This is a genomic window from Aquimarina sp. TRL1 (assembly GCF_013365535.1).
In the GTDB taxonomy this organism is placed as follows: Bacteria; Bacteroidota; Bacteroidia; order Flavobacteriales; family Flavobacteriaceae; genus Aquimarina; species Aquimarina hainanensis.
The window spans coordinates 3,038,701-3,062,050 of record NZ_CP053590.1 but is presented as its reverse complement, the minus strand read 5'-3'; the positions used below and the strand labels follow the sequence as shown (position 1 = coordinate 3,062,050).

The following is a 23,350-nucleotide window of genomic DNA, read 5'->3' as shown; positions in this document are numbered from 1 at the left end:
AACAACTCAAAAGATTATATAAAGGAAATAAATTTTAATTATGGAAACTGTTCCCTTATTTACCAATGATACTATTGTTTTTGGTATCCTGATGCTTTGTTTAGGTATCGTTTTTTACACCTCTTCATTACAAAACAAGTTTTGGAAATCTTTTTATACCTATGTCCCTTCCCTATTGCTCTGTTACTTACTCCCAGCTATTTTTCACTCTTTGGGAATAATTGCTCCCGAATGGAAAGCATTCAATGCAGAAGGAGTATTAACGCCTCAACAATCTAATGTTTATTATATAGCCAGCAGGTATTTATTACCCGCTTCATTGGTATTAATGACACTGAGTATTGACCTAAAAGGTATTTTTAGTTTAGGTCCCAAAGCCCTAATCATGTTTATTACAGGAACCATTGGCATCATTATCGGAGGACCTATTGCTGTTTTATTTATCTCCTGGATTTCTCCTGAAATTGTCGGAGGTATTGGTCCAGATGCTGTATGGAGAGGCTTATCAACCATTGCAGGAAGCTGGATTGGAGGAGGTGCAAATCAAGCCGCTATGCTAGAGATTTATCAATTTAACCCTGATCGATATGGAGCCATGGTGCTTGTCGACATTGTCGTAGCCAATGTATGGATGGCTTTACTGCTTATAGGAATAGGCAAAAACAAAGCAATAAACAACTGGCTAAAAGCCGATACAAGCGCTATTGAATCCCTAAAACAAAGAGTAGCTACCTATACGGAAAATATATCTCGAAAAGCATCTCTGACAGACTTAATGATCATTCTATCGATTGCTTTTACTGCGGTAGGAGTATCGCACTGGGGAGCAAATAACATTTCTCAATTTTTATCCGATAATTTTGAAGTGTTTAATGATAAAAGCTCATCCTTATCATCATTTACCTCTACTTTTTTCTGGATGGTTACGCTGGCAACACTCATTGGTATTTTATTATCATTTACAAAAGCAAAAAACTATGAAGGAGCTGGTGCCAGTAAAATAGGAAGCGTATGTATTCATATATTGGTCGCTACCATCGGAATGAAGATGGACTTAGGGAGTATTTTTAAAGACCCCGGATTAATCGCTGTAGGGTTTATATGGATGACAATTCATGCAATTTTATTAATTGGGGTTGCCAAACTTATAAAAGCTCCTTATTTCTTTCTTGCTGTAGGAAGTCAGGCAAATGTTGGAGCTGCCGCATCCGCACCGGTTGTCGCTGCCGCATTTCACCCCTCATTAGCTGTAGTAGGAGTTCTTTTAGCTGTTTTTGGATATGCCATAGGAACTTATGGAGCCTTGCTTTGTACAATCTTAATGCAAATTGCTTCTGGAGGGTGATAATTAATTCAAATTATGCATCTTTGTACTTTTACATTTTTAAATTAAAGAATTACTAATGAAACAACTTTATTCCTTACTTCTGCTTATTTTTATTATTGGCTGTAATTCCCCAAAAAAGGGAAATGTAACGATCACAGGTAATATTAAAGGCCTAAAAAAGGGAACTATTTATCTTCAGAAAATACAGGACACCGTACTTATTAATGTAGATTCTGTTATCGTAGCCAGTGGAGACAATGCGATGTTTACGATGATTACAAGTGTCGATGAACCTGAAATTCACTATTTATATCTGGATAAAAATGATGGTATCATCCATAATGACAGAGTCGATTTTTTTGTTGAACCAGGAGAGATCAATATCACTACGAATGTTCGCAATTTTGAAGAGGATATTAAAATAATCGGAGGTAAAAATGAAACCAAGTTTCAGGAATTCAAGAAAATCAACAAACGATTTAATGATAGAAATCTGAGGCTGATCAAAGATAATTTTGAAGCGAGCAAACAAAATGATGACGAAAAGTTGATCAAGAATGATAAAATGTATAAAAACCTCATCAAGCAACGATATTTATACACGATTAACTTTGCATTAAATAATAAAGACAAAGAAGTTGCTCCTTATATCATTCTTAGCGAAGTATTCGATGCAAATATTAAATACCTTGACACTGTAGCCAATTCTTTGACTCCTTCTGTAAAGAAATCATTATACGGGAAGCAGCTCGTCGAATTTATCCAGAAAAGAAAAAAAGAAGATCCATCCAAGAAATAATTCTAAAAGTGAGCTTTCTCACTTTTAGCTAAACAAAAAAAACGCTCAGATATTCTCTGAGCGTTTTTTTAAGCATAATTTTTACACAAAAAAATTCCTTAATCAACAAGGAATTTTCAAGAGCCGATAGAGGGACTCGAACCCACGACCTGCTGATTACAAATCAGCTGCTCTAGCCAGCTGAGCTATATCGGCAAAGCGGTTGCAAATATAATTTTTGTTCTTATATCTGCAAATACTTTTCTTAAAAAATTACAGGGAATTTAATTTTTCTATCAAACTCACTGCCGCAGTTTCTAATTCTCCTTTAACAGCTTTAAAATGCGCTGAAGGATTTTCTATTTTTCTAGCATTTACTTTAGGGATCAAAGAATCAAATACGTCTATAGCCTCATCAATAATAGCTTCCCCTGCTTCCGTATTTTTTCCAGGATTATTTCTTTCCCATTCTTCGACATGATAGATAATTTCTCCTAATGCATCATTAATATTCTTCTTAAGCTCTCTTTTATTTGCCATAATTATATTTTTGAGCAAAATTACTATTTTATTATATATAAGTCTGTAATAACTTTACTCCTTTTGTTAAAACTTCTATTTCTTTTACTGTAGCAGGAACCAATAGAGTCTCTCCGGATCTTACTGTAAGTGATATATCCAGCCCTTTAATCATTGCTTCTCCTTCTACGCACATATATACCACAAAAGAATCCAGTTGTTCATGAGATAATTTCTGTTTCTCTTCTATAGCAACAACATTGGTTATAAAATGAGGACAGGAAACTAAATCAGTTATTCCTTTCTGGTTTTTATCGTACGATACTTTATATTCTTTATTTGTCGAATAATCAATCGCTTCTAAGGCTTCTTCCTGATGAAGTTCCCTATAATTACCATTGGCATCTGCCCGGTCCCAGTCATAAATTCGATATGTAATATCAGAGGTCTGTTGAATCTCTGCTAATAACACTCCTTTTCCTATGGCATGAATCAAACCTGCGTATACAAAAAAAGTGTCCCCAGGAGTTACTATTTCATAATTGAGTATTTCCTTTATAGACTTATTATCTACATGTTTCTTATACAATGCCTGGTCTACATCCTGATTAAACCCTACAATTACATTCGATTGCTCATCTGCCTGCATCACATACCACATTTCTGTCTTTCCTAAAGAATTGTGTTTCTTCAGTGCTATACTATCATCTGGATGTAATTGCACAGAAAGAGCTTCCTTGGCATCTATGAACTTAATCAGCAGTGGAAACTTAGTCTTAAATCGCTTGAAGTTCTTTTCTCCAACTAACTGTTCTTTATATTGTTCTTGTAATTCCCGTAGATTTTTCCCTTTGAAAGGACCTTCTGCTACTATAGAATAATTCCCTTCTACATCGCTAATCTCCCAACTTTCTCCTAATGAACTACTTTTCGAGTCTTTGTGCAATAAGTTTCCTAGCTTCTCTCCTCCCCAAATTTTTTCTTTGAGTATCGGAGTAAACTTCAATATATCCAGTTGGTCTTTTTGTTCCATTTTTTTAATTTACATATATTAGTTACGTGCAATTTGAAATAAATTCAGGTAAAAGTTATTTTTTTTCGACTAAAGTCTTTTAAAAAACGATCAGTAATTACTTCCCGTCATAAATCACAAAGTTTCTGGGAGTTTCATAAAGCGTTATTTCGAGATCACATGAAGCATTTATCTTTCCTCTTAATCGATTCCAGATCACAACTGCTATATTCTCTACTGTGGGGTTTAATTCTTTAAACTCTTCCACTTCTTTATTTAAATTTTTATGATCAAAAGGAGCCTCTATCTCTGTTTTGATATAGTCTTTTAATGTTTTTAGGTCAATCACAAATCCGGTTTCCGGATCTATTTCCCCTGTCACTGCTACTATAAGTTCATAATTATGCCCATGATAATTAGGGTTGTTACATTTCCCAAATACTTCATTATTTTTAGCATCACTCCAATCTTTTCTATAAAGTCGATGTGCTGCATTAAAATGGGCTTTTCTACAAACTTTTACTCTCATGTTTATCTTTCTTTGTTTCCTCTTTTTATACTATAAGGTAATATGTTCATAAAACTTATCAAAAATAATTTTGAACCAAGCTGTATATAAATCTGGAGATTCCTGCAGATCTTTTTTCACCTCTTCAAGGGGCATCCATTTCCAGGCTGCCACTTCTTCCGGGTTAATTACCGGATCTTTATCGTATTGACCTATCAAAACATGATCGTATTCATGTTCTGTCAATCCATTATCAAAGTTTGCTTTATAGATAAAGGAGATAGTATCTTTTAATGAAGTAGTAAACCCCATTTCTTCTTCCAATCGTCTAACACCAGCTTCTATATTACTCTCTCCTTCTCTCTGGTGACTACAACAAGTATTGGTCCATAAGCCTGGAGAATGATATTTATGAAGTGCTCTTTGCTGGAGCATTAACTCTTTATTATCATTCAAGATAAAAACAGAAAATGCCCTGTGGAGTACCGCTTTTTCATGTGCTTCCATTTTTGGCATTAATCCTATTTGCTTGTTATTTGTATCTACTAAAATTACCTTTTCTTCTTCCATCCTAATTAGTTCTATTAAAGTCCTCCTGCGCTTTCTCTACTCATAAACAGCAAAAGTGAGAAGTTCCTTTACAAAATGCAAAAAACACCTTAATAATTAAGGTGTTTTTTAAAAAAATAATATTCTTTTTTTATTTCACTAGAATAAATTCACTTCTTCTATTCAATTGATGCTCTTCCTTACTACATGGAGTTCCATTAGTACATGAATTAATCAAGGCTGTTTCTCCATATCCTCTACCAGTTATTCTAGAAGGATCTATCCCTCCTTTTTTGATAATATAAGCGATGGTGCTCTTGGCTCGTCTATCACTTAAGTATAGGTTGTATGCATCAGTCCCTCTACTATCTGTATGAGATCTGACATCGATTTTTAATTGAGGATATTCTTTTAATGCAGCTATAATTTTTTGTAATTCTACCTCTGCATCTCTTCTTATTTTTGATTTATCAAGATCAAAATAAATTGGAGACAACGCTAATAATTTTGCTAAATCATCTCCTTCCACAGCTTCTTTTTCACTTAAGCCTCCTTTTTCAATTGTTATAGGGAGATCATGGGTAAATTCTAACACCTTATCTGTAGTAAGCCTTTTCTCTGATGGTTTATATGTATCTTTTAATGCTCTTACAATGTACAGAGTTTCACATTCGATATCAAATCGGTATTCTCCAAAAGTATTTGATACTGTTCGTTGTATTTCTTGATTATTCTCGTCTAACAATACTACTTCTGCATCTGGTATTACAGCCCCATCTGCTGCATCCAGAATAGTTCCTTTGACATATTGTTTACAGCTGGTTATCAATTCTTCTATTTGTTTAAAACTATAGATATCATCATTTCCTTGTCCCCCATCTCTGTTACTAGCAAAATATCCAATCTTCGTCCCTTCATCCAATACAAAAGAGAAGTCATCTTCCGGTCCGTTAACAGGGCGTCCTACATTATAAGGGACAGAGAAACCATTCCCTTCTGGAACTGCTATAAAAACATCCAGTCCTCCCAATCCGACATGACCATCACTAGCAAAATACAATCTTCCCGAGTCACTGATATAAGGAAATGTTTCACGACCTTCTGTATTAATAAGATCTCCTAAACTCTCTGGAGTACCATAACTCCCATCTTCATGTACTGCTACTTTATAAAGATCCGATAATCCTTTACTTCCTGGCATATCACTGGCAAAATACAGAACTGTACCATCAGCACTTAAAGCAGGGTGAGCTACTGAATACTCATCACCATTAAAGGGTAACTCTTCTATATTAGTCCACTTATCTCCTTCTAATGTTGCTTTATAAAGTTTTAACAATGTAGTTCCTGCTGCATTTGTTTTTAACTTTCTTTTCGTATAATTATTTCTGGTAAAATACATTGTCTTACCATCTTTACTAAAAGTAGTTGAAGATTCGTGAAATTTAGTATTGATGCGTCCTTTCAATTTTGTAGGTTTTGTCAATTCATTTTCTTCTCCTATTTCAGAAGAAAATAAATCAAGAAAACGCATTTCATTCCACTCGTGCAATGTTTTAACCATAGGATTACCAAATCGAGAAGAGGCAAATACCAAAGTCCCCTGGTTTGTAAAACTGGGGGCATAGTCAGAATCTTTAGAGTTAATTCCCAGTTTGATCAAATCAAATTTACCGGATTGCAACTCTATAAAATTCAGATAATCTTTGGAGCTCATATAATGTGAAGCTCTTGTATCGGCATTAGTCAATGCGTTAAATTTTTCCATTATACGGTCAGATTCATCATATCGTTGCACACTTTTTAAACTCTGTGCATAACGAAACAAATACTCTGTACCTACTTCCTGCTCATATTCTGACAATAAGCGTTCATACCACTTTGAAGCATCTTCCAGCTCTCCATTAAAATAATAGGAATCTCCTAACTTCTTATATAAATCAGAAGAAGAATATCCACTTTCTGCAACATCTAAATAAATTTTTCTTGCGTCTATAAAAGCATATCTTTTAAATTTTAAATCTGCTTTTTCTAATTGTCGTTCCTGTGCCATAAAAAACTTAGGAACTAATACTAATATTACTAAAACCAAATACTTATTTAAATTCATCATCTTCCACTTTTTTTTAAAAGAAACGAGGGGTTAACATTCTGTTGTATTTCTTAAAGAGTTCAAATCGAAGCAATACTTCATAACTACCATCATTAAACACTGCCTTACCTAGTTCAGTAGTCTCTCGATCATAAGCAAAACCAACCATCAAACCATCTGAGACCTGAAAGCCAACCATACCACTCAATGCTGCATCCCAACGGTAACCAACTCCAAAACTCAATCGCTCATACAATAAAAAACTTGCGGATAAATCTACCTGTAAAGGAGCTCCCAAGACCAATTTTGTCAGCAAAGCTGGTTTAAATTTAACATCACTACTGAGATCAAACGTATGACCTGTAATTAAATAATAATTAATACGCTCCTTAGCTACAAAGGCTGAAGAATCATTACCCCCAACCGTAGCACTCTCATCAAAATGCTCCGTCTCCAATAAGTTTGGAGCACTCAATCCTAAATAAAAACGAGGGGTATGATAATACAAACCAATCCCAACATTAGGACTAAATTTATTGTCTATATTATTTTCGAAACTCGGATCATTAACATCAAATTTGCTCAATCGCTGAAAATCTACATTCAGTAAATGACCTCCTGCTTTTAATCCAAAACTTAACTTCCCAACATCTGAAGTAGGTATTGTATATGAAAAATCAATATCAAAATAGGTCTCCTGAGTAGGTCCTATCTCATCATTGACGATAGAAACTCCCAAACCTACCCGGTTACTCTCTCCTATAGGCGTATTCATCGATAAGGTCTGAGTACGGGGTGCTCCATCCAATCCTACCCATTGACTCCGGTGAAGACCACTGATGCTCATCACTCCCCGACTACCAGCATATGCAGGGTTGACACTTATCGTATTATACATATATTGTGTATACTGAGCATCTTGCTGTGCTGATGCTGACCATACACTAGTTACAAAAACAATTAAAAGTATAAGTCTATTCATTTATACAGTTTTTAATTTTTCAATAAAAAGAGGAGAGGAAACTCTCCCCTTTCACATAATTATCTATTTAAGTATAAGAATCCTGATTTAAATTTTCTTTCTCCTGCTGCATCTTCATACTCTACAGTATAAAAATAAGTTCCTACCGGTAGCGGTTCATTTTCATCAATAGTAGCTCTCCCGTCACTATACCCTTTGAACATCTTATTATTTTCTTGCTCATATCCTTCTTCTTCAAAAACTTTTACTCCCCATCTATTATAGATTGCTACTGTATTATTAGGAAAGTTTTTAAGACCTACAATTCTGAACTCATCATTGATCTGATCACCATTAGGGCTTACTCCAGTAAAAACCGTAAAATCGTCTACCATATCAATATGTGTTATTGTGATATCTTCTCCATCTCCATCATTATCATCATCAACATCAGTATCATTATCAGGATCATCAGAAAGATCTATTACATCTTCTCCATCAGGGTTTTGCCCTGTAATTGTAGCTTGATTTTCAACATTCCCTTGATTGATATCCTTTGCGGTCAAGGTATACACTCCTGAAAAAGTACTTCCATCCACCTCTCCTGGTTCTAACGTTATCGGACCTCCGGTAATTTCTATACCTATTAATGGATCTGTTAACACAATGTTCTCTATAACTACATTTCCAGTATTTGCCACTGTGAAAAAATAAGTTATTTGATCTCCAACATTAGGCACTCCATCATTGTTCGCATCTACATATACTCCTTTTTTGGTCAATGCCAGATTAGATACTGTATCTAAAGAAGTAATTGTCGGATCATTCCCTGGATCTCCATCTCCATCATCATCTATAGTCTCATCTCCATTATCAGAAATATCCATAATATCATTTCCTTCTGGATCGACTCCAATAACAGTCGCACTATTGATCACCTCCTGATCTCTTATATCTTCATCTGTAATTGGATAAATTGCTGTCACGGTTCCTACTTCTCCTGGCAATAATGTACTGGGAACTAATACTAAATCACTAGCATTTAATCTCGCATCATCAATAACAATATTATCAATTTCGGTATCTCCAATATTAGTCACTGTAAAAGTATAATGTACTTCTCTGTTAATTAGCTCTCCTGTTTTTACCAGACGTAATAATGGGTCTGGAACATTTGTTACCACTATGGTTATATCTCCCTGATCAGTCAACATCCCATCAGATACTGTATATGTTATCACCGGTAATGTCCCATGATAATCTTTTATTGGAGTAAAACTCAGCGTTCCATCCGAATGAATAACAACAGTTCCTATTCCATCCAAGATTACCTCATTACTTCCTCCATCCGGCACTACATAATTAGTTCCTTCTACAGTAAATTCAGTCACTGTTAATACAGCAGAATCAATATCATTATCTATTCCATTTCCATTATCAGCTGTAATAATATTTCCTGTTATTTCTGTTTCTTCTGCTCCAGTAAATAAGTCATCAGTTGCTATAGGAGGATCATTTACAGGTACCACAGTTACTTCGACTGTAGTTGTATCACAATTTTGAGGTGAAGCTGTATCACATACCGTATATGTAAACGAATCCATACCATTGAAGTCCGGATCAGGAATATAGGTTAATACATCATCTGAAGGATCATCTGGGGTTCCATTATCATCTATTTCGACTGTTCCATTTGATGGGTCACTTGCTGCGATAGTCCCTTCTGTTGGAATTCCGCTATCATTATTCAATATATCTACCTGAACTGAAGTATCTTCATTAGTGATTACGGTATCAGATTGCAACAATAAAATTGGACAAAAGTTGAAATCATAAATTCCAAAACCAGGAATACTCCCCGGATTAATAACTGCTCCCGCATCAATAGAGAATCGTATCTCTACCTTATCTACAGCAGAAGGGAATCCTATATATACGGTTCCTTCTTCCGAGGTAGCTCCATTAGGTTCTGAAGGGTCCACTCCTAAAATTGTATTTGCCGTTACAAGCTGGCTTCCTGATGCATTAATCACCGGAAGCACGGTAGCGCCATTCAGAAATCCTGTAATTACATATTTTTCTTGTCTGAAGAAAGCTCCTAGTTCTCCATCCACATCAAATAATTCAAAATTAAGACTATTAACTCCTATTCCTGAAATCCCTAAATCTACCTCGACAACAACTTCATTAGTGGTTCCTAATACTGTAAGGTCTGAAGCTAACAATAATGTTTCCTGAATTCCAGCTTGGCTTCCTCTGTAAAAAGCTCCAGACACTGGTAATTGTACAGGAGCAGCGATCAAAGAATTTGATGCATCTGTCACCGAAAAATTAAGTTCTGTATTACTAACTGTATAGGTTGCAGACGCGTCTCCAGGTCCCCATGTCACACCAGACCAATCTAAAGTTTTTTGTGTATCACACTCAATCGCTGGGATAACAGTAATACGCACAGTAGCTGTATTACAACTTGCTACAGGTGCATCGTCATCGCATAAAGTATAGGTAAATGTATCTATTCCTGTGAATCCTGAAACTGGTGTATATGTAAACGTTCCATCTCCATTATTAACAACTGTACCTCCATTAGTACTTGTCGCATCAAAAGCAGTAATACTTGCGCCATCAATAACAGTATCATTAAGCAACACATCTGTTGTTGTCACCGGTGTATCTTCTACGGTATCAAAAGCATCATCTACTGCTATTGGGTTTCCTTCATCAGTAATGGTAATCGTTACAGTCGCGGTATCACAACTAGCTGTAGGTGTATCATTATCACATATTGTATATGTGAATGTATCAGTTCCTGTATACCCTGAAACCGGAGTATAAGTAAATGTTCCGTCTCCATTATTAATAATGGTTCCTCCATTAGTTCCTGTAGCATCAAAAGCAGTAATGCTCGCTCCATCAACAATTGCATCGTTAAGCAAAACATCAGGAGTCGTCAGAGCAACATCTTCAATAGTTGTATACGCATCATCTTCTGCTACCGGATTTAAATCTAACACTGCTTCATCAGACAGTTGATTGCTACATACATAAGAAGTACTTGTTATCCGAACTCTATATGTATTATCATGATCCGCAACAGGAATATTCGTTAAAGATAAGGTCGCTGAATCACTCCCTGTGTATATATCAGTCATATCAGCTGGATCGATATCCATAAACCCACTTCCTGTATCCACCTGCCACTGATATACGATTCCTGTACCAGAAACACTTACTTCAAATATTATATCCCCTCCAGCATTTATTGTTTGATCTACTGGCTGGGTTGTTATAACTGGAGCATTTCCTGCTGTTGTGACATTGGTATTCGTCCCTAAACTATAATCTATCCCTGCTTCAGTTACTAATCCATTCGCATCTACTGTCGATGGGTCTACTGTTCCATATTGTCCTCCATCACCTCCGTCGGCACTCTCATCATTATATGCTTCGTTTGCATCAGAACAACCATCTCCATCACTATCCAAAGTAATATAATCTAATGAACCGTCATTTCCGGTATCAATCACTGTAGCAGATTCTATAGTATCTTCTTGTCCGTTATTATTTACATCAACATAAGTTCCATCTGCAAGATTCAGTCTCCCATCTTTATTTGTGTCTTTTGCATCAAAACCTGCTTCTACCACATCATAGATTCCATCATTATCTGCATCTAAATCTAAGTAATCAGGAATCATATCTGAATCCGTATCCAATGCGATACATGCATCTATAATAATTTCAATCCCATCTCTATTTAAGTGAGGTACGGCATTTCCTAATTCAATAAACTGAAACGTAACCGTAGATACTACCTCATTAATCATTACGGATCCCGCTGCAGATCCATCCGCATCATCCATTGTACTTTCTGAACCTACTCTTCCTGGTGCGGGTAATGTTCCTGCCCCTCCATCAAAAACAGTAGTAGGAGTTACTTCAAAATCAGTCGTACCTGCTAACTTTGTCCATGTGACACCATCTTGCAAGGTAATGACTGCTGAGTTTTGTCCTGTAGCAATATACCCTCCTACTCTATCAAAATGAAAAATCGGATTAGCTACTAAGACTGGATTTCCTAATGCATCCTCAAAGTTAATAGTCAAAAAAGAATCCCAATCATACTCATTTTGAAGAGAAACATTCCCTTCCAGAGGTTTTGACCAAAAGCCAGTTCCTGACGGATTAAAATTTCCTGAAGAAAAAGCAAATGAAGTTGTAGTAGTAACTCTGGCGATAATTCCGTTTCCAAAATCATATGAAAATTCAGTTCCTGTACCTGTTGCTGACCAGGTTCCTGATTGTGCTACATTACACCTTCCTTCTGCAATATCAGAGATTCCATCTCCATCATTATCTGCATCACAAAAGTTGTTAATCCCATCCCCATCTGCATCAGAAACTGTAATCTCTCCTGATACACTGGCTCCATCTGTACACGGATCGACAGCCTGTCCATACGCTCCTAGTCCTATAACCAAGAAAACTATTAAAAATAATCCATTTACCCTTACCGGTACTCTAATGTGTCTGTAACTCGTTTGAAAATATTCAAAAGCCCCTAGAGTTAATAACCTTTTAACAAAGTGAAAAACTACCATATTGAATGATTTTGTTAGTTATGTAATACTTGTAACGTAATTTTTATCTACTAATAATCGTGCCCCCAATACACAAATCACTAATTAAAAATCACTTACAATGTTGTTCTCAATCAATTAATGGTTTTTATAATATTAATTTTAAAAAAAGCCCCTAAAATCATTGATTTATAAAACCTTAACAAATATACGGTTTTCCCGTAATTAATTTTAAGGGTACAATTTACAAAGAGCGTGGTATTAAACACATACAGAAATTGGTGAAATTTTAACATTTTAGATCAAACACTACTTTACTCGACAAAAAACACTGCTAAACGTTTAAATTGGTAAGTAACTTACACCTTCTTTATGCTTTACATTCTTTATTTAATAATAGTATATTTGCTCCTTCATTAAATAGTAGCATGAAATTCACAGAAGAAATACAACGAAGAAGGACATTTGGTATTATTTCTCATCCAGATGCAGGAAAAACCACACTTACTGAAAAACTATTACTTTTTGGAGGAGCTATTCAAGAAGCCGGAGCTGTAAAATCGAATAAAATTAAAAAAGGAGCCACTAGTGATTTTATGGAAATCGAAAGGCAAAGAGGTATATCTGTTGCTACTTCTGTTCTTGCTTTCGAATATAAATCATACAAAATAAACATACTAGATACTCCTGGGCATAAAGATTTTGCTGAAGACACTTTTAGAACTTTAACCGCTGTTGATAGTGTTATTGTAGTAATAGATGTTGCCAAAGGGGTAGAGGAGCAAACAGAAAAGCTGGTCTCCGTATGTAGAATGCGTAATATCCCTATGATTGTTTTTATAAACAAATTAGATAGAGAAGGAAAAGATGCATTTGAGCTACTTGATGAAATCGAACAAAAACTAGGACTTACAATCACTCCTTTGAGTTTCCCTATCGGTATGGGCTATGATTTCAAAGGAATCTATAATATATGGGAGAAAAACATTAATTTATTTAGCGGGGATAGTCGAAAAAACATTGAAGAAACCATAGAAGTTTCGGATTTGTCATCTCCTGAGTTAAGTGATCTTATAGGTGACACTGCTGCTGACACCCTCCGTGAGGAAATAGAGTTAGTAGAAGGAATCTATCCTTCTTTCGATCAGGAAGCATATAAAAACGGAGAACTTCAACCTGTTTTTTTTGGTTCTGCCTTAAACAATTTTGGAGTTAGAGAACTATTAGACTGTTTTATATCTATTGCTCCTCCTCCAAGACCAAAGGAAAGTGATCTTAGGGTTGTACACCCGGAAGAAAAAGACTTTACTGGCTTTGTTTTTAAGATCCATGCGAACATGGATCCCAAACACAGGGATCGTTTGGCTTTTATAAAAATTGTATCCGGGACTTTTGAAAGAAATGCTCCCTATTTACACACCAGGCTTAATAAAAAGATGAAGTTCAGTAGTCCCAATGCTTTTTTTGCCGAACGAAAAGAGATTGTAGATATTTCATACCCTGGAGACATCGTAGGACTACATGATACCGGAAACTTCAAAATCGGAGACACACTGACTACCGGAGAAAAACTGAATTATAAAGGGGTCCCTAGTTTCTCACCTGAATTCTTCAGATATATTAACAACGCAGATCCGCTAAAGTCAAAACAACTGGCTAAAGGAATTGACCAGTTAATGGATGAAGGAGTTGCTCAACTTTTTACCTTGGAAATGAACGGACGAAAAGTAATCGGAACAGTTGGGGCTCTTCAATACGAAGTAATTCAATATAGGCTGGAGCATGAATATGGAGCCAAATGTACTTATGAAAACCTCAATGTACACAAAGCTTGCTGGGTAGATCCCGAAGATGAAAATGGAGAAGAGTTTAAAGAATTTAAACGAGTAAAGAACAAATTCTTAGCCAAAGACAAACATGGACAACTTGTCTTCTTTGCAGACTCATCTTTTTCACTACAAATGACAGAACAAAAATATCCTGCTATAAAATTCCATTACACTTCGGAATTTTAGAAAAGAAAAAAGCCGAATAATTATATAATTATTCGGCTTTTTTTAATCTTCTTCACTATTAAATGATCTTTTCCAAAAAAGGATTTCAAAAAATAGTTTAAAATCTGACAATAGGCTCCATACAGGATATTGAAATGTAGCCGGTTTATTTTTTTCAAAAAAAGCATGTCCTACCCATGCAAATCCATATCCGACAAGAGGAACAAACACCCAATGCCATGTCCATTGAGAAATAACTCCTAAAACGACTAGAATAAACACGAGTAAAGTCCCTACAAAATGTAATATCCTACTTACTTTATTCTTATGTTCTTTTAAATAAAACTGATAAAATTCCTGATATGTTTTTATAGTATTATCTGACATCGTACTATAAAAATACTAATTATCAGCAAAATAAACTATTACGCTTGTCCTGTAGGTCCAAAGTTCATTGGAATTGGAGGTTGTTCGTAGTCTTTTATCTCTCCATGTGCCTCTTCAAACCTTTGTACATTATCAGCCAATGCTTTTAGAAAACGTTTCGCGTGTTGCGGTGTCAAAATAATTCGACTCTTCACTTTACTTTTAGGTCTCCCTGGCATTATATTCACAAAATCGACTACAAACTCAGAAATCGAATGATTAATTATAGCTAAGTTACTATACGTACCATCTGCTACATTTTCATCCAATTCGATATTTAATTGGTGTTGATTTTTATTATCTGACATATATCTTTTTTTTAGGCAAAGCAAAAAAAAGCCTGCCGTCTGGCAGGCTTTTCGCTCTATTAGTTAAAATTTACTTCTTGTTTTTGTTCCATTCTATCTTCGAACTCTTCTTTAGATCCTACTATGATGCTTTCATAATCTCTCATTCCTGTACCTGCTGGTATTCTATGTCCAACAATTACATTTTCTTTAAGACCTTCTAAGCTATCTACTTTTCCACTTACGGCTGCTTCATTCAGTACTTTTGTAGTTTCCTGGAATGAGGCTGCTGATATAAATGATTTTGTTTGTAGAGACGCTCTGGTAATTCCTTGTAAGATAGGTGTTGCTGTTGCAGGGGTTACATCTCTAGCAGTTGCTAAATTCTTATCCTCTCTTCTCAACACAGAATTCTCATCTCTTAATTCTCTAGGAGTAACGATCTGACCAGGTTTTAATAACTCACTATCTCCTGCATCTTCTACCACCTTCATTCCGAAGATTTGATCGTTTTCTTCTATAAAATCAGATTTGTGAACTAATTGATTCTCTAGGAATATAGTATCTCCCGGATCTACAATTCTAACCTTACGCATCATCTGACGTACCACTACCTCAAAGTGTTTATCATTGATCTTCACTCCTTGTAATCGGTATACTTCCTGTACTTCGTTTACAAGGTACTGCTGTACAGCAGAAGGTCCTTTGATCTTAAGGATATCCTCTGGAGTAACTGATCCATCTGATAACGGCATTCCTGCTCTTACGAAATCATTCTCTTGTACCAGAATCTGATTCGATAACTTAACAAGGTATTTCTTTATTTCTCCTATTTTAGATTCTACGATAATCTCTCGGTTACCACGTTTTATCTTTCCAAAAGAAACAACTCCATCGATTTCACTTACTACTGCTGGGTTTGAAGGATTACGTGCTTCGAATAATTCTGTTACTCTTGGCAGACCTCCTGTAATATCCCCTGCCTTAGCAGACTTTCTAGGAATCTTCACTAGGATCTTTCCTACTCTGATCTTCTCATTATCTTCTACCATAAGGTGGGCACCTACAGGTAAGTTGTACGATCGTAGTACTTCATCTCCTTTCCCTAAAATCTGTAACGTTGGGATTTTCTTCTTATCTCTTGATTCTGAAATTACTTTTTCCTGGAAACCTGTTTGTTCATCTATTTCTACCTGATAAGTAATTCCTTGCTCGATATTTTCATAACGAACTTTCCCTGCAAATTCAGAAATAACCACTCCATTATATGGATCCCACTGGCAAATCACCTGATCTTTGGTAATTGTATCTCCATTCTGAATCATTAATTGAGAACCGTAAGGAATAAGGTTCGTACTTAACGTAATTTTAGTTTTAGGGTCTATTATCTTAATTTCTGAAGTACGAGAAATTACTACATCAATTTCATTTCCTTCTGGATCTTCTCCTTTTACCAATTTCAATTCTTCTATTTCCACCTTACCAGCGAACTTAGATTTTAATTGGTTTTCTTCGGAAATGTTTCCTGCAATACCTCCTACGTGGAAAGTACGAAGTGTAAGCTGTGTTCCTGGTTCTCCAATGGATTGTGCAGCAACAACTCCTACCGCTTCTCCTCGCTGAACTGTTTTTCCGGTAGCAAGGTTACGCCCATAACATTTCACACATATTCCGCGTTTTGCCTCACATGTCAATGCTGATCGTACTTCTACTGATTCTACAGGAGATTCTTCTATTCTCTTAGCGATCTTATCATCGATTTCTTCTCCTCCTTCAACGATAACTTCCTGTGTCAACGGATTAATTACATCCACTAATGAAGTACGTCCGACAATACGTGCGCCTAATGGTTCAATTATTTCTTCATTTTTCTTCAATGCTGATACTTCAACTCCTCGTAATGTACCACAATCTTCAATGTTAATAATTACATCTTGTGCTACATCTACCAAACGTCTTGTAAGGTATCCTGCATCGGCAGTTTTCAATGCCGTATCCGCTAGTCCTTTACGAGCTCCGTGAGTAGAGATAAAGTATTCTAAGATCGATAACCCTTCTTTAAAGTTAGAAAGAATCGGGTTTTCAATAATTTCACCTCCGGCAGAGTTAGATTTCTTAGGCTTAGCCATCAATCCACGCATTCCGGTTAACTGACGAATCTGCTCTTTAGACCCCCTCGCTCCGGAGTCAAGCATCATATACACAGAATTGAATCCTTGTTGATCTTCTCGAATTCTCTTCATCGATAACTCTGTCAACTGAGCATTTGTCGATGTCCATATATCAATAACCTGATTATAACGTTCGTTATTGGTTATTAATCCCATGTTATAGTTTGCTACGATATCATCTACTTTACCATTAGCATCTGCAATCATCGTATGCTTCTCTTTTGGGATAATAATATCTCCCAAACTAAAGGATAACCCTCCTCTAAATGCGAAATTAAATCCTAATGTTTTAATTTCATCTAAGAATGCCGCTGTTTCAGGAACACTAGTTAAACTAAGAATACGTCCGATAATATCTCTAAGTGACTTCTTAGTTAATACCTCATTGATGAAACCTGCTTTCTTAGGTACTTTCATATTAAACAGTACCCTACCAGTAGTCGTTTCAATTATCTGAGGAACTAATTCTCCTTCTTCATTAAAATCAAGAGCCTTGATTTTAATGTTGGCATTAATATTTAATTTTTTCTCATTATAAGCAATAATCACTTCTTCTGGAGAGTAGAAGGTTAACCCTTCTCCTTTTATTTCCAATTCGTCGGTTGACTTACGAGGTTTTGTCATATAGTACAACCCAAGCACCATATCCTGTGAAGGTACTGTTACCGGAGAACCATTTGCCGGATTCAGAATATTATGAGAAGCTAACATTAACAATTGTGCTTCCAGAATAGCTTCTGGTCCTAATGGTAAGTGAACCGCCATCTGATCCCCATCAAAATCGGCATTAAATGCCGTACATACTAATGGGTGTAACTGAATAGCTTTACCTTCTATTAGTTTTGGCTGGAATGCTTGAATACCTAAACGGTGAAGTGTCGGAGCACGGTTTAGTAATACCGGATGTCCTTTTAGTACATTTTCTAGAATATCCCATACTACCGGCTCTTTTTTATCAATAATCTTTTTAGCAGATTTTACAGTCTTTACAATTCCTCTTTCTATCAGCTTTCTGATAACAAAAGGCTTGTATAACTCTGCTGCCATATTTTTAGGCAATCCACATTCGAATAGCTTTAATTCCGGTCCTACAACAATTACAGAACGAGCAGAATAATCCACACGTTTACCTAATAAGTTCTGGCGGAAACGTCCTTGTTTTCCTTTTAAAGAATCTGAAAGTGACTTTAAAGGTCTGTTCGAATCTGTTTTTACTGCTGAAGCTTTTCTTGTGTTATCGAATAACGAATCTACAGATTCCTGTAACATACGCTTTTCATTACGCAAGATAACCTCTGGAGCTTTTATCTCCATCAATCGCTTCAAACGGTTGTTTCGTATAATTACTCTACGATATAAATCATTCAAATCAGAAGTAGCGAACCTTCCTCCATCCAATGGTACCAACGGACGTAATTCTGGCGGAATTACAGGAATCACTTTGAGAATCATCCATTCTGGTCTATTCTCTCTATTCTTATTTGCTTCTCGTAATGATTCTACAACCTGAAGTCTTTTTAGTGCTTCAGTCTTACGTTGCTTTGATGTTTCATTATTTGCTTTGTGTCTCAGCTCATACGAAAGCGCATCCAAATCGATTCGCTTTAATATCTCTATAAGACATTCAGCTCCCATTTTTGCAATAAATTTATTTGGATCAGTATCATCCAGGTATAAATTTTCTTGCGGTAAGCTGTCTAATATATTTAGATATTCTTCTTCTGTTAAGAAGTCCATCTTTTGTACAGGCTCCCCTTCTTCATTCTTAGCAATTCCTGGCTGGATAACTACATAACGTTCGTAGTAGATTATCATATCCAGTTTCTTAGAAGGAAGTCCTAACAAGTATCCAATTTTGTTTGGTAATGAACGGAAATACCAAATATGAGCTACAGGGACTACTAAGTTAATATGTCCTACTCTATCTCTTCTTACTTTTTTCTCCGTTACTTCTACTCCACATCGGTCACAAACAATCCCTTTGTAACGAATTCTTTTATATTTACCGCAAGCACATTCGAAGTCCTTTACAGGACCAAAAATACGCTCACAAAATAAACCATCACGTTCTGGTTTATGTGTACGATAATTAATAGTTTCAGGCTTTAAAACTTCTCCATTTGATTGTGCCAATATAGATTCTGGAGAGGCTAATCCTATAGAGATTTTATTAAATCTCTTTACTGCATTCTTATCATTATTTCTTGCCATAATATATGGTACCTTAAGAATTATTGTATTTTAAATATTGAATAGTACGATGAATACAGTCTTACTTATTACTTCTATAAGTAAGACTGTTATTTTTCACTATTCTTCTAATCTGATATCCAGTCCCAGTCCTTTTAATTCATGCATTAATACATTAAAGGATTCTGGTAATCCAGGTTCTGGCATTGGTTCCCCTTTCACAATACTTTCGTATGTTTTTGCTCTTCCAATTACATCATCAGATTTTACCGTCAATATTTCACGAAGTGTACTAGAAGCTCCGTATGCTTCTAATGCCCAAACTTCCATTTCTCCAAAACGCTGTCCTCCAAACTGAGCTTTACCTCCTAATGGTTGCTGCGTAATCAATGAGTATGGTCCAATAGAACGTGCATGCATCTTATCATCAACCATGTGTCCTAGTTTCAGCATGTAGATTACTCCTACCGTTGCTGGCTGATCGAAACGATCTCCTGTACCTCCATCGAAAAGATAGGTATGACCGAATCTTGGAATTCCAGCTTCATCAGTAAATTTATTAATCTCATCCAGAGAAGCTCCATCAAAAATAGGTGTACCATATGTTCTACCTAATTTTTGTCCAGCCCAACCTAATACTGTTTCATAAATCTGACCGATATTCATACGTGATGGTACCCCTAATGGATTCAATACAATATCCACTGGTGTCCCGTCTTCCAAGAATGGCATATCTTCTTCTCTAACAATACGTGCCACAATACCTTTGTTACCGTGACGTCCTGCCATTTTATCTCCCACTTTCAGTTTACGCTTCTTCGCGATATAAACTTTAGCAAGCTTTATAATTCCTGAAGGAAGTTCATCTCCTACTGAAATTGTAAATTTCTCTCTTCTTAAGTTCCCTTGTAAATCGTTTTCTTTGATCTTATAGTTATGCAACAGATCTGCAACTAATGAATTTAACTCATCATCAGTAGTCCATGTCCCTTTTGTCAAGTGTGTATAATCATCAATACTATTCAGCATTTTCTGAGTATACTTCTTTCCTTTTGGCAACACTTCTTCTCCAAGATCATTCATAACTCCCTGAGAAGTTTTTCCTCCTATGATAAGGAATAACTTTTCTACAAGTTCGTCTTTTAGCAATGCAAATTTTGCATCATACGATCGTTCTAAGATAGAAATATCTTCTTTATCCTGAGAACGTTTACGCTTATCTTTAATTACTCTGGCGAATAACTTCTTATCAATTACTACTCCGTGTAAAGAAGGAGAAGCTTTTAATGAAGCATCTTTAACGTCTCCAGCCTTATCCCCGAATATAGCTCTAAGTAGTTTTTCTTCTGGTGTCGGATCACTTTCTCCTTTTGGTGTAATTTTACCAATCAGAATGTCTCCAGGTTTTACTTCTGCACCCACTCTGATCATTCCATTTTCATCCAGATCCTTAGTTGCATCTTCGGATACGTTTGGAATATCATTGGTTAATTCTTCGTTACCAAGTTTCGTATCTCTAACTTCCAGTGAGTATTCGTCAATATGAATAGAAGTAAAAATATCTTCTCTTACTACTTTTTCAGAAATCACAATCGCATCCTCAAAGTTATACCCTTTCCAAGGCATAAAGGCTACTTTCATGTTTCTACCTAAAGCAAGTTCTCCATTTTCTGTAGCATACCCCTGACACAATACCTGTCCTTTGTTTACTCTGTCACCTACTCTTACGATAGGTTTAAGGTTAATACAAGTTCCCTGGTTAGTCTTACGGAATTTGATAAGATTATATGTTTTAGAATCTCCATCAAAGCTTACCATTCGCTGTTGATCAGTTCTATCATACTTAATCGTTATCTTATTAGCATCTACATACTCTACTTCTCCGTTTCCTTCTGCATTAATCAATACACGGGAATCGGAAGCCACCTGTCTTTCTAATCCTGTTCCTACAATTGGTGCCTGTACTCTTAATAATGGTACTGCCTGACGCATCATGTTTGATCCCATCAAGGCACGGTTCGCATCATCATGCTCCAAGAAAGGAATTAGAGACGCTGAAATAGAAGCAATCTGATTTGGTGCTACATCGGCATAGTTTACACTTTCCGGATCAACTACCGGGAAGTCACCTTCCATACGTGCAATTACCTTATCAGAAGCAATTGTTCCATCTTCTTCTAATGGTATATTGGCTTGCGCTATTAATTTTTCTTCTTCTTCTTCAGCACTTAGGTATCTAAACTCTTTTAGATCCACTTTCCCTTCAGTTACCTTTCTATAAGGGGTTTCCAGGAATCCCATCGAATTCACCTTTGCAAATACTGATAATGAAGATATCAATCCAATATTTGGTCCTTCTGGCGTTTCAATAGGACATAAACGACCATAGTGTGTATAGTGAACGTCACGAACCTCAAATCCTGCTCGTTCTCTTGATAATCCACCAGGTCCTAACGCTGATAATCGACGTTTATGTGTGATCTCTGCTAATGGATTTGTTTGATCCATAAACTGAGACAGCTGATTTGTTCCGAAGAAAGAGTTAATTACAGATGATAATGTTTTGGCATTAATCAAATCGATTGGAGTAAAGACTTCGTTATCACGAACGTTCATACGCTCTCGGATAGTACGCGCCATTCTTGCCAATCCAACTCCGAATTGCTGAGACAACTGCTCTCCTACTGTTCTAACACGACGGTTAGAAAGGTGATCAATATCATCAATCTCTGCTTTAGAGTTAATTAACTCAATCAAGTATTTTATAATAGTTATGATATCTTCTTTGGTAAGTACCTGCTTATCCATTTCGATATCCAACCCTAATTTTTTATTCATTCTGTAACGACCTACCTCTCCTAGGTTATATCGCTGATCAGAGAAGAACAACTTATCGATGATCCCTCTTGCGGTTTCCTCATCAGGCGGTTCAGCGTTACGTAATTGTCTATATATGTGTTCTACTGCTTCTTTTTCAGAATTGGTAGGATCTTTCTGAAGGGTATTATGAATAATTGCATAATCTCCTTTTTGATTATCTTCTTTATGTAATAAGATTGTTTTAGCACCAGAGTCTACAATCTCATCCAAATGATCCTTGTCTAAGATCGTATCACGATCCAATACAATTTCATTTCTTTCGATTGATACTACCTCTCCGGTATCTTCATCTACGAAATCTTCATGCCATGTATTCAATACACGTGCGGCTAATTTACGTCCTAAAACTTTCTTCAATCCGGATTTAGAAACTTTCACCTCTTCTGCAAGATCAAAAATTTCTAAAATATCTTTATCGCGCTCGAATCCAATAGCACGGAAAAGTGTTGTTACCGGTAATTTTTTCTTTCTATCAATATATGCATACATCACACTATTGATATCTGTAGCGAATTCTATCCAGGATCCTTTAAAAGGAATTACTCTGGCAGAATACAGCTTTGTTCCATTGGCGTGGAATGATTGTCCAAAGAATACACCAGGAGATCGGTGTAACTGTGACACTACAACACGCTCGGCTCCATTGATACAGAAAGTACCACTTGGTGTCATATAGGGGATCGTTCCCAAATATACATCCTGCACTATGGTTTCAAAATCTTCGTGTTCCGGGTCGGTACAAAAAAGCTTTAATCTCGCTTTTAGGGGAACACTATATGTTAACCCTCTTTCTATACATTCTTGAAGATCATATCTTGGAGGATCTACGAAGTAATCTATAAACTCTAATACAAATTGATTACGTGTATCTGTAATCGGAAAATTCTCCATGAAGGTATTATACAGACCTTCGCTTCCTCTTTCTTCAGACTTCGTTTCTAGTTGAAAGAAATCCTGAAATGATTTTATCTGAATATCAAGAAAGTCTGGATATTCAGGTCTATTCTTTACAGAAGAGAAATTCAATCTTTCAGTTTGTGTTGCTAACATCAATGGACGGAATTTAAATTAAAACT

14 protein-coding genes and 1 tRNA gene are annotated in these 23,350 nt (G+C 36.0%); 3 read left to right on the top strand and 12 right to left on the bottom strand.

Features of this window, described 5'->3' with window-relative positions:
* The first annotated feature begins 40 nt into the window (after positions 1-40).
* Positions 41-1,345: a DUF819 domain-containing protein gene (locus HN014_RS12320; protein WP_176029165.1), complete on the top strand. Its 1,305-nt coding sequence runs from the start codon at positions 41-43 to the stop codon at positions 1,343-1,345.
* A 58-nt stretch (positions 1,346-1,403) separates the two neighbouring features.
* A complete protein-coding gene (locus HN014_RS12315) occupies positions 1,404-2,126 on the top strand; it encodes a DUF4369 domain-containing protein (RefSeq protein ID WP_176029164.1) in 723 nt (240 codons plus the stop codon).
* A gap of 121 nt (positions 2,127-2,247) precedes the next feature.
* Here the strand turns inward: HN014_RS12315 and HN014_RS12310 are convergent.
* From HN014_RS12310 to HN014_RS12275, 8 genes are all read right to left on the bottom strand, one after another.
* Positions 2,248-2,321: transfer RNA gene (locus HN014_RS12310), tRNA-Thr, on the bottom strand.
* A gap of 57 nt (positions 2,322-2,378) precedes the next feature.
* Entirely contained in the window at positions 2,379-2,645 is a 267-nt protein-coding gene (locus tag HN014_RS12305) for a hypothetical protein (protein ID WP_176029163.1), read from the bottom strand.
* A gap of 31 nt (positions 2,646-2,676) precedes the next feature.
* Positions 2,677-3,657 carry a type I phosphomannose isomerase catalytic subunit gene (locus HN014_RS12300; protein ID WP_254883995.1) on the bottom strand — a complete coding sequence of 327 codons (981 nt, stop codon included), beginning with the start codon at positions 3,655-3,657 and terminating at the stop codon, positions 2,677-2,679.
* Positions 3,658-3,754: 97 nt separating this feature from the next.
* Positions 3,755-4,165, bottom strand: coding sequence for a 6-carboxytetrahydropterin synthase (locus HN014_RS12295; protein ID WP_176029162.1), 411 nt, complete (start codon positions 4,163-4,165; stop codon positions 3,755-3,757).
* Between the two features lie 30 nt (positions 4,166-4,195).
* Complete coding sequence (idi, locus tag HN014_RS12290; protein WP_176029161.1) at positions 4,196-4,714, bottom strand: isopentenyl-diphosphate Delta-isomerase; 519 nt, start codon at positions 4,712-4,714, stop codon at positions 4,196-4,198.
* 130 nt (positions 4,715-4,844) lie between these two features.
* Entirely contained in the window at positions 4,845-6,806 is a 1,962-nt protein-coding gene (locus HN014_RS12285; protein WP_254883994.1) for an OmpA family protein, read from the bottom strand.
* A gap of 13 nt (positions 6,807-6,819) precedes the next feature.
* Positions 6,820-7,767 carry a type IX secretion system membrane protein PorP/SprF gene (locus HN014_RS12280; protein ID WP_176029160.1) on the bottom strand — a complete coding sequence of 316 codons (948 nt, stop codon included), beginning with the start codon at positions 7,765-7,767 and terminating at the stop codon, positions 6,820-6,822.
* 59 nt (positions 7,768-7,826) lie between these two features.
* Entirely contained in the window at positions 7,827-12,347 is a 4,521-nt protein-coding gene (locus tag HN014_RS12275; RefSeq protein WP_176029159.1) for an Ig-like domain-containing protein, read from the bottom strand.
* 407 nt (positions 12,348-12,754) lie between these two features.
* Between HN014_RS12275 and HN014_RS12270 the strand changes: the two genes are divergently transcribed.
* Positions 12,755-14,341, top strand: a complete 1,587-nt coding sequence (locus tag HN014_RS12270) for a peptide chain release factor 3 (protein ID WP_176029158.1) — start codon at positions 12,755-12,757, stop codon at positions 14,339-14,341.
* Positions 14,342-14,383: 42 nt separating this feature from the next.
* Here HN014_RS12270 and HN014_RS12265 read toward each other — a convergent pair whose 3' ends face one another.
* The 4 genes from HN014_RS12265 to rpoB all read right to left on the bottom strand — a co-directional run bounded on the left by HN014_RS12265 (position 14,384) and on the right by rpoB (position 23,324).
* Positions 14,384-14,707, bottom strand: a complete 324-nt coding sequence (locus tag HN014_RS12265) for a DUF962 domain-containing protein (protein WP_176029157.1) — start codon at positions 14,705-14,707, stop codon at positions 14,384-14,386.
* 38 nt (positions 14,708-14,745) lie between these two features.
* Entirely contained in the window at positions 14,746-15,054 is a 309-nt protein-coding gene (locus HN014_RS12260; RefSeq protein ID WP_176029156.1) for a DUF3467 domain-containing protein, read from the bottom strand.
* Between the two features lie 59 nt (positions 15,055-15,113).
* On the bottom strand, positions 15,114-19,415 hold the full coding sequence (gene rpoC / locus HN014_RS12255) for a DNA-directed RNA polymerase subunit beta' (RefSeq protein WP_176029155.1): 4,302 nt from the start codon (positions 19,413-19,415) through the stop codon (positions 15,114-15,116).
* 99 nt (positions 19,416-19,514) lie between these two features.
* Positions 19,515-23,324, bottom strand: a complete 3,810-nt coding sequence (gene rpoB, locus HN014_RS12250; RefSeq protein ID WP_176029154.1) for a DNA-directed RNA polymerase subunit beta — start codon at positions 23,322-23,324, stop codon at positions 19,515-19,517.
* Positions 23,325-23,350 lie beyond the last annotated feature (26 nt).

Bases quoted from the DNA above. Each gene is read 5' to 3' on its own strand.
- HN014_RS12260 (WP_176029156.1), bottom strand. From the start codon at position 15,054: ATGTCAGATAATAAAAATCAACACCAATTAAATATCGAATTGGATGAA.
- HN014_RS12315 (WP_176029164.1), top strand. From the start codon at position 1,404: ATGAAACAACTTTATTCCTTACTTCTGCTTATTTTTATTATTGGCTGT.
- idi (WP_176029161.1), bottom strand. From the start codon at position 4,714: ATGGAAGAAGAAAAGGTAATTTTAGTAGATACAAATAACAAGCAAATA.
- rpoC (WP_176029155.1), bottom strand. From the start codon at position 19,415: ATGGCAAGAAATAATGATAAGAATGCAGTAAAGAGATTTAATAAAATC.
- HN014_RS12270 (WP_176029158.1), top strand. From the start codon at position 12,755: ATGAAATTCACAGAAGAAATACAACGAAGAAGGACATTTGGTATTATT.
- HN014_RS12285 (WP_254883994.1), bottom strand. From the start codon at position 6,806: ATGATGAATTTAAATAAGTATTTGGTTTTAGTAATATTAGTATTAGTT.
- HN014_RS12295 (WP_176029162.1), bottom strand. From the start codon at position 4,165: ATGAGAGTAAAAGTTTGTAGAAAAGCCCATTTTAATGCAGCACATCGA.
- HN014_RS12300 (WP_254883995.1), bottom strand. From the start codon at position 3,657: ATGGAACAAAAAGACCAACTGGATATATTGAAGTTTACTCCGATACTC.
- HN014_RS12320 (WP_176029165.1), top strand. From the start codon at position 41: ATGGAAACTGTTCCCTTATTTACCAATGATACTATTGTTTTTGGTATC.
- HN014_RS12275 (WP_176029159.1), bottom strand. From the start codon at position 12,347: ATGGTAGTTTTTCACTTTGTTAAAAGGTTATTAACTCTAGGGGCTTTT.
- HN014_RS12265 (WP_176029157.1), bottom strand. From the start codon at position 14,707: ATGTCAGATAATACTATAAAAACATATCAGGAATTTTATCAGTTTTAT.
- HN014_RS12305 (WP_176029163.1), bottom strand. From the start codon at position 2,645: ATGGCAAATAAAAGAGAGCTTAAGAAGAATATTAATGATGCATTAGGA.
- rpoB (WP_176029154.1), bottom strand. From the start codon at position 23,324: ATGTTAGCAACACAAACTGAAAGATTGAATTTCTCTTCTGTAAAGAAT.
- HN014_RS12280 (WP_176029160.1), bottom strand. From the start codon at position 7,767: ATGAATAGACTTATACTTTTAATTGTTTTTGTAACTAGTGTATGGTCA.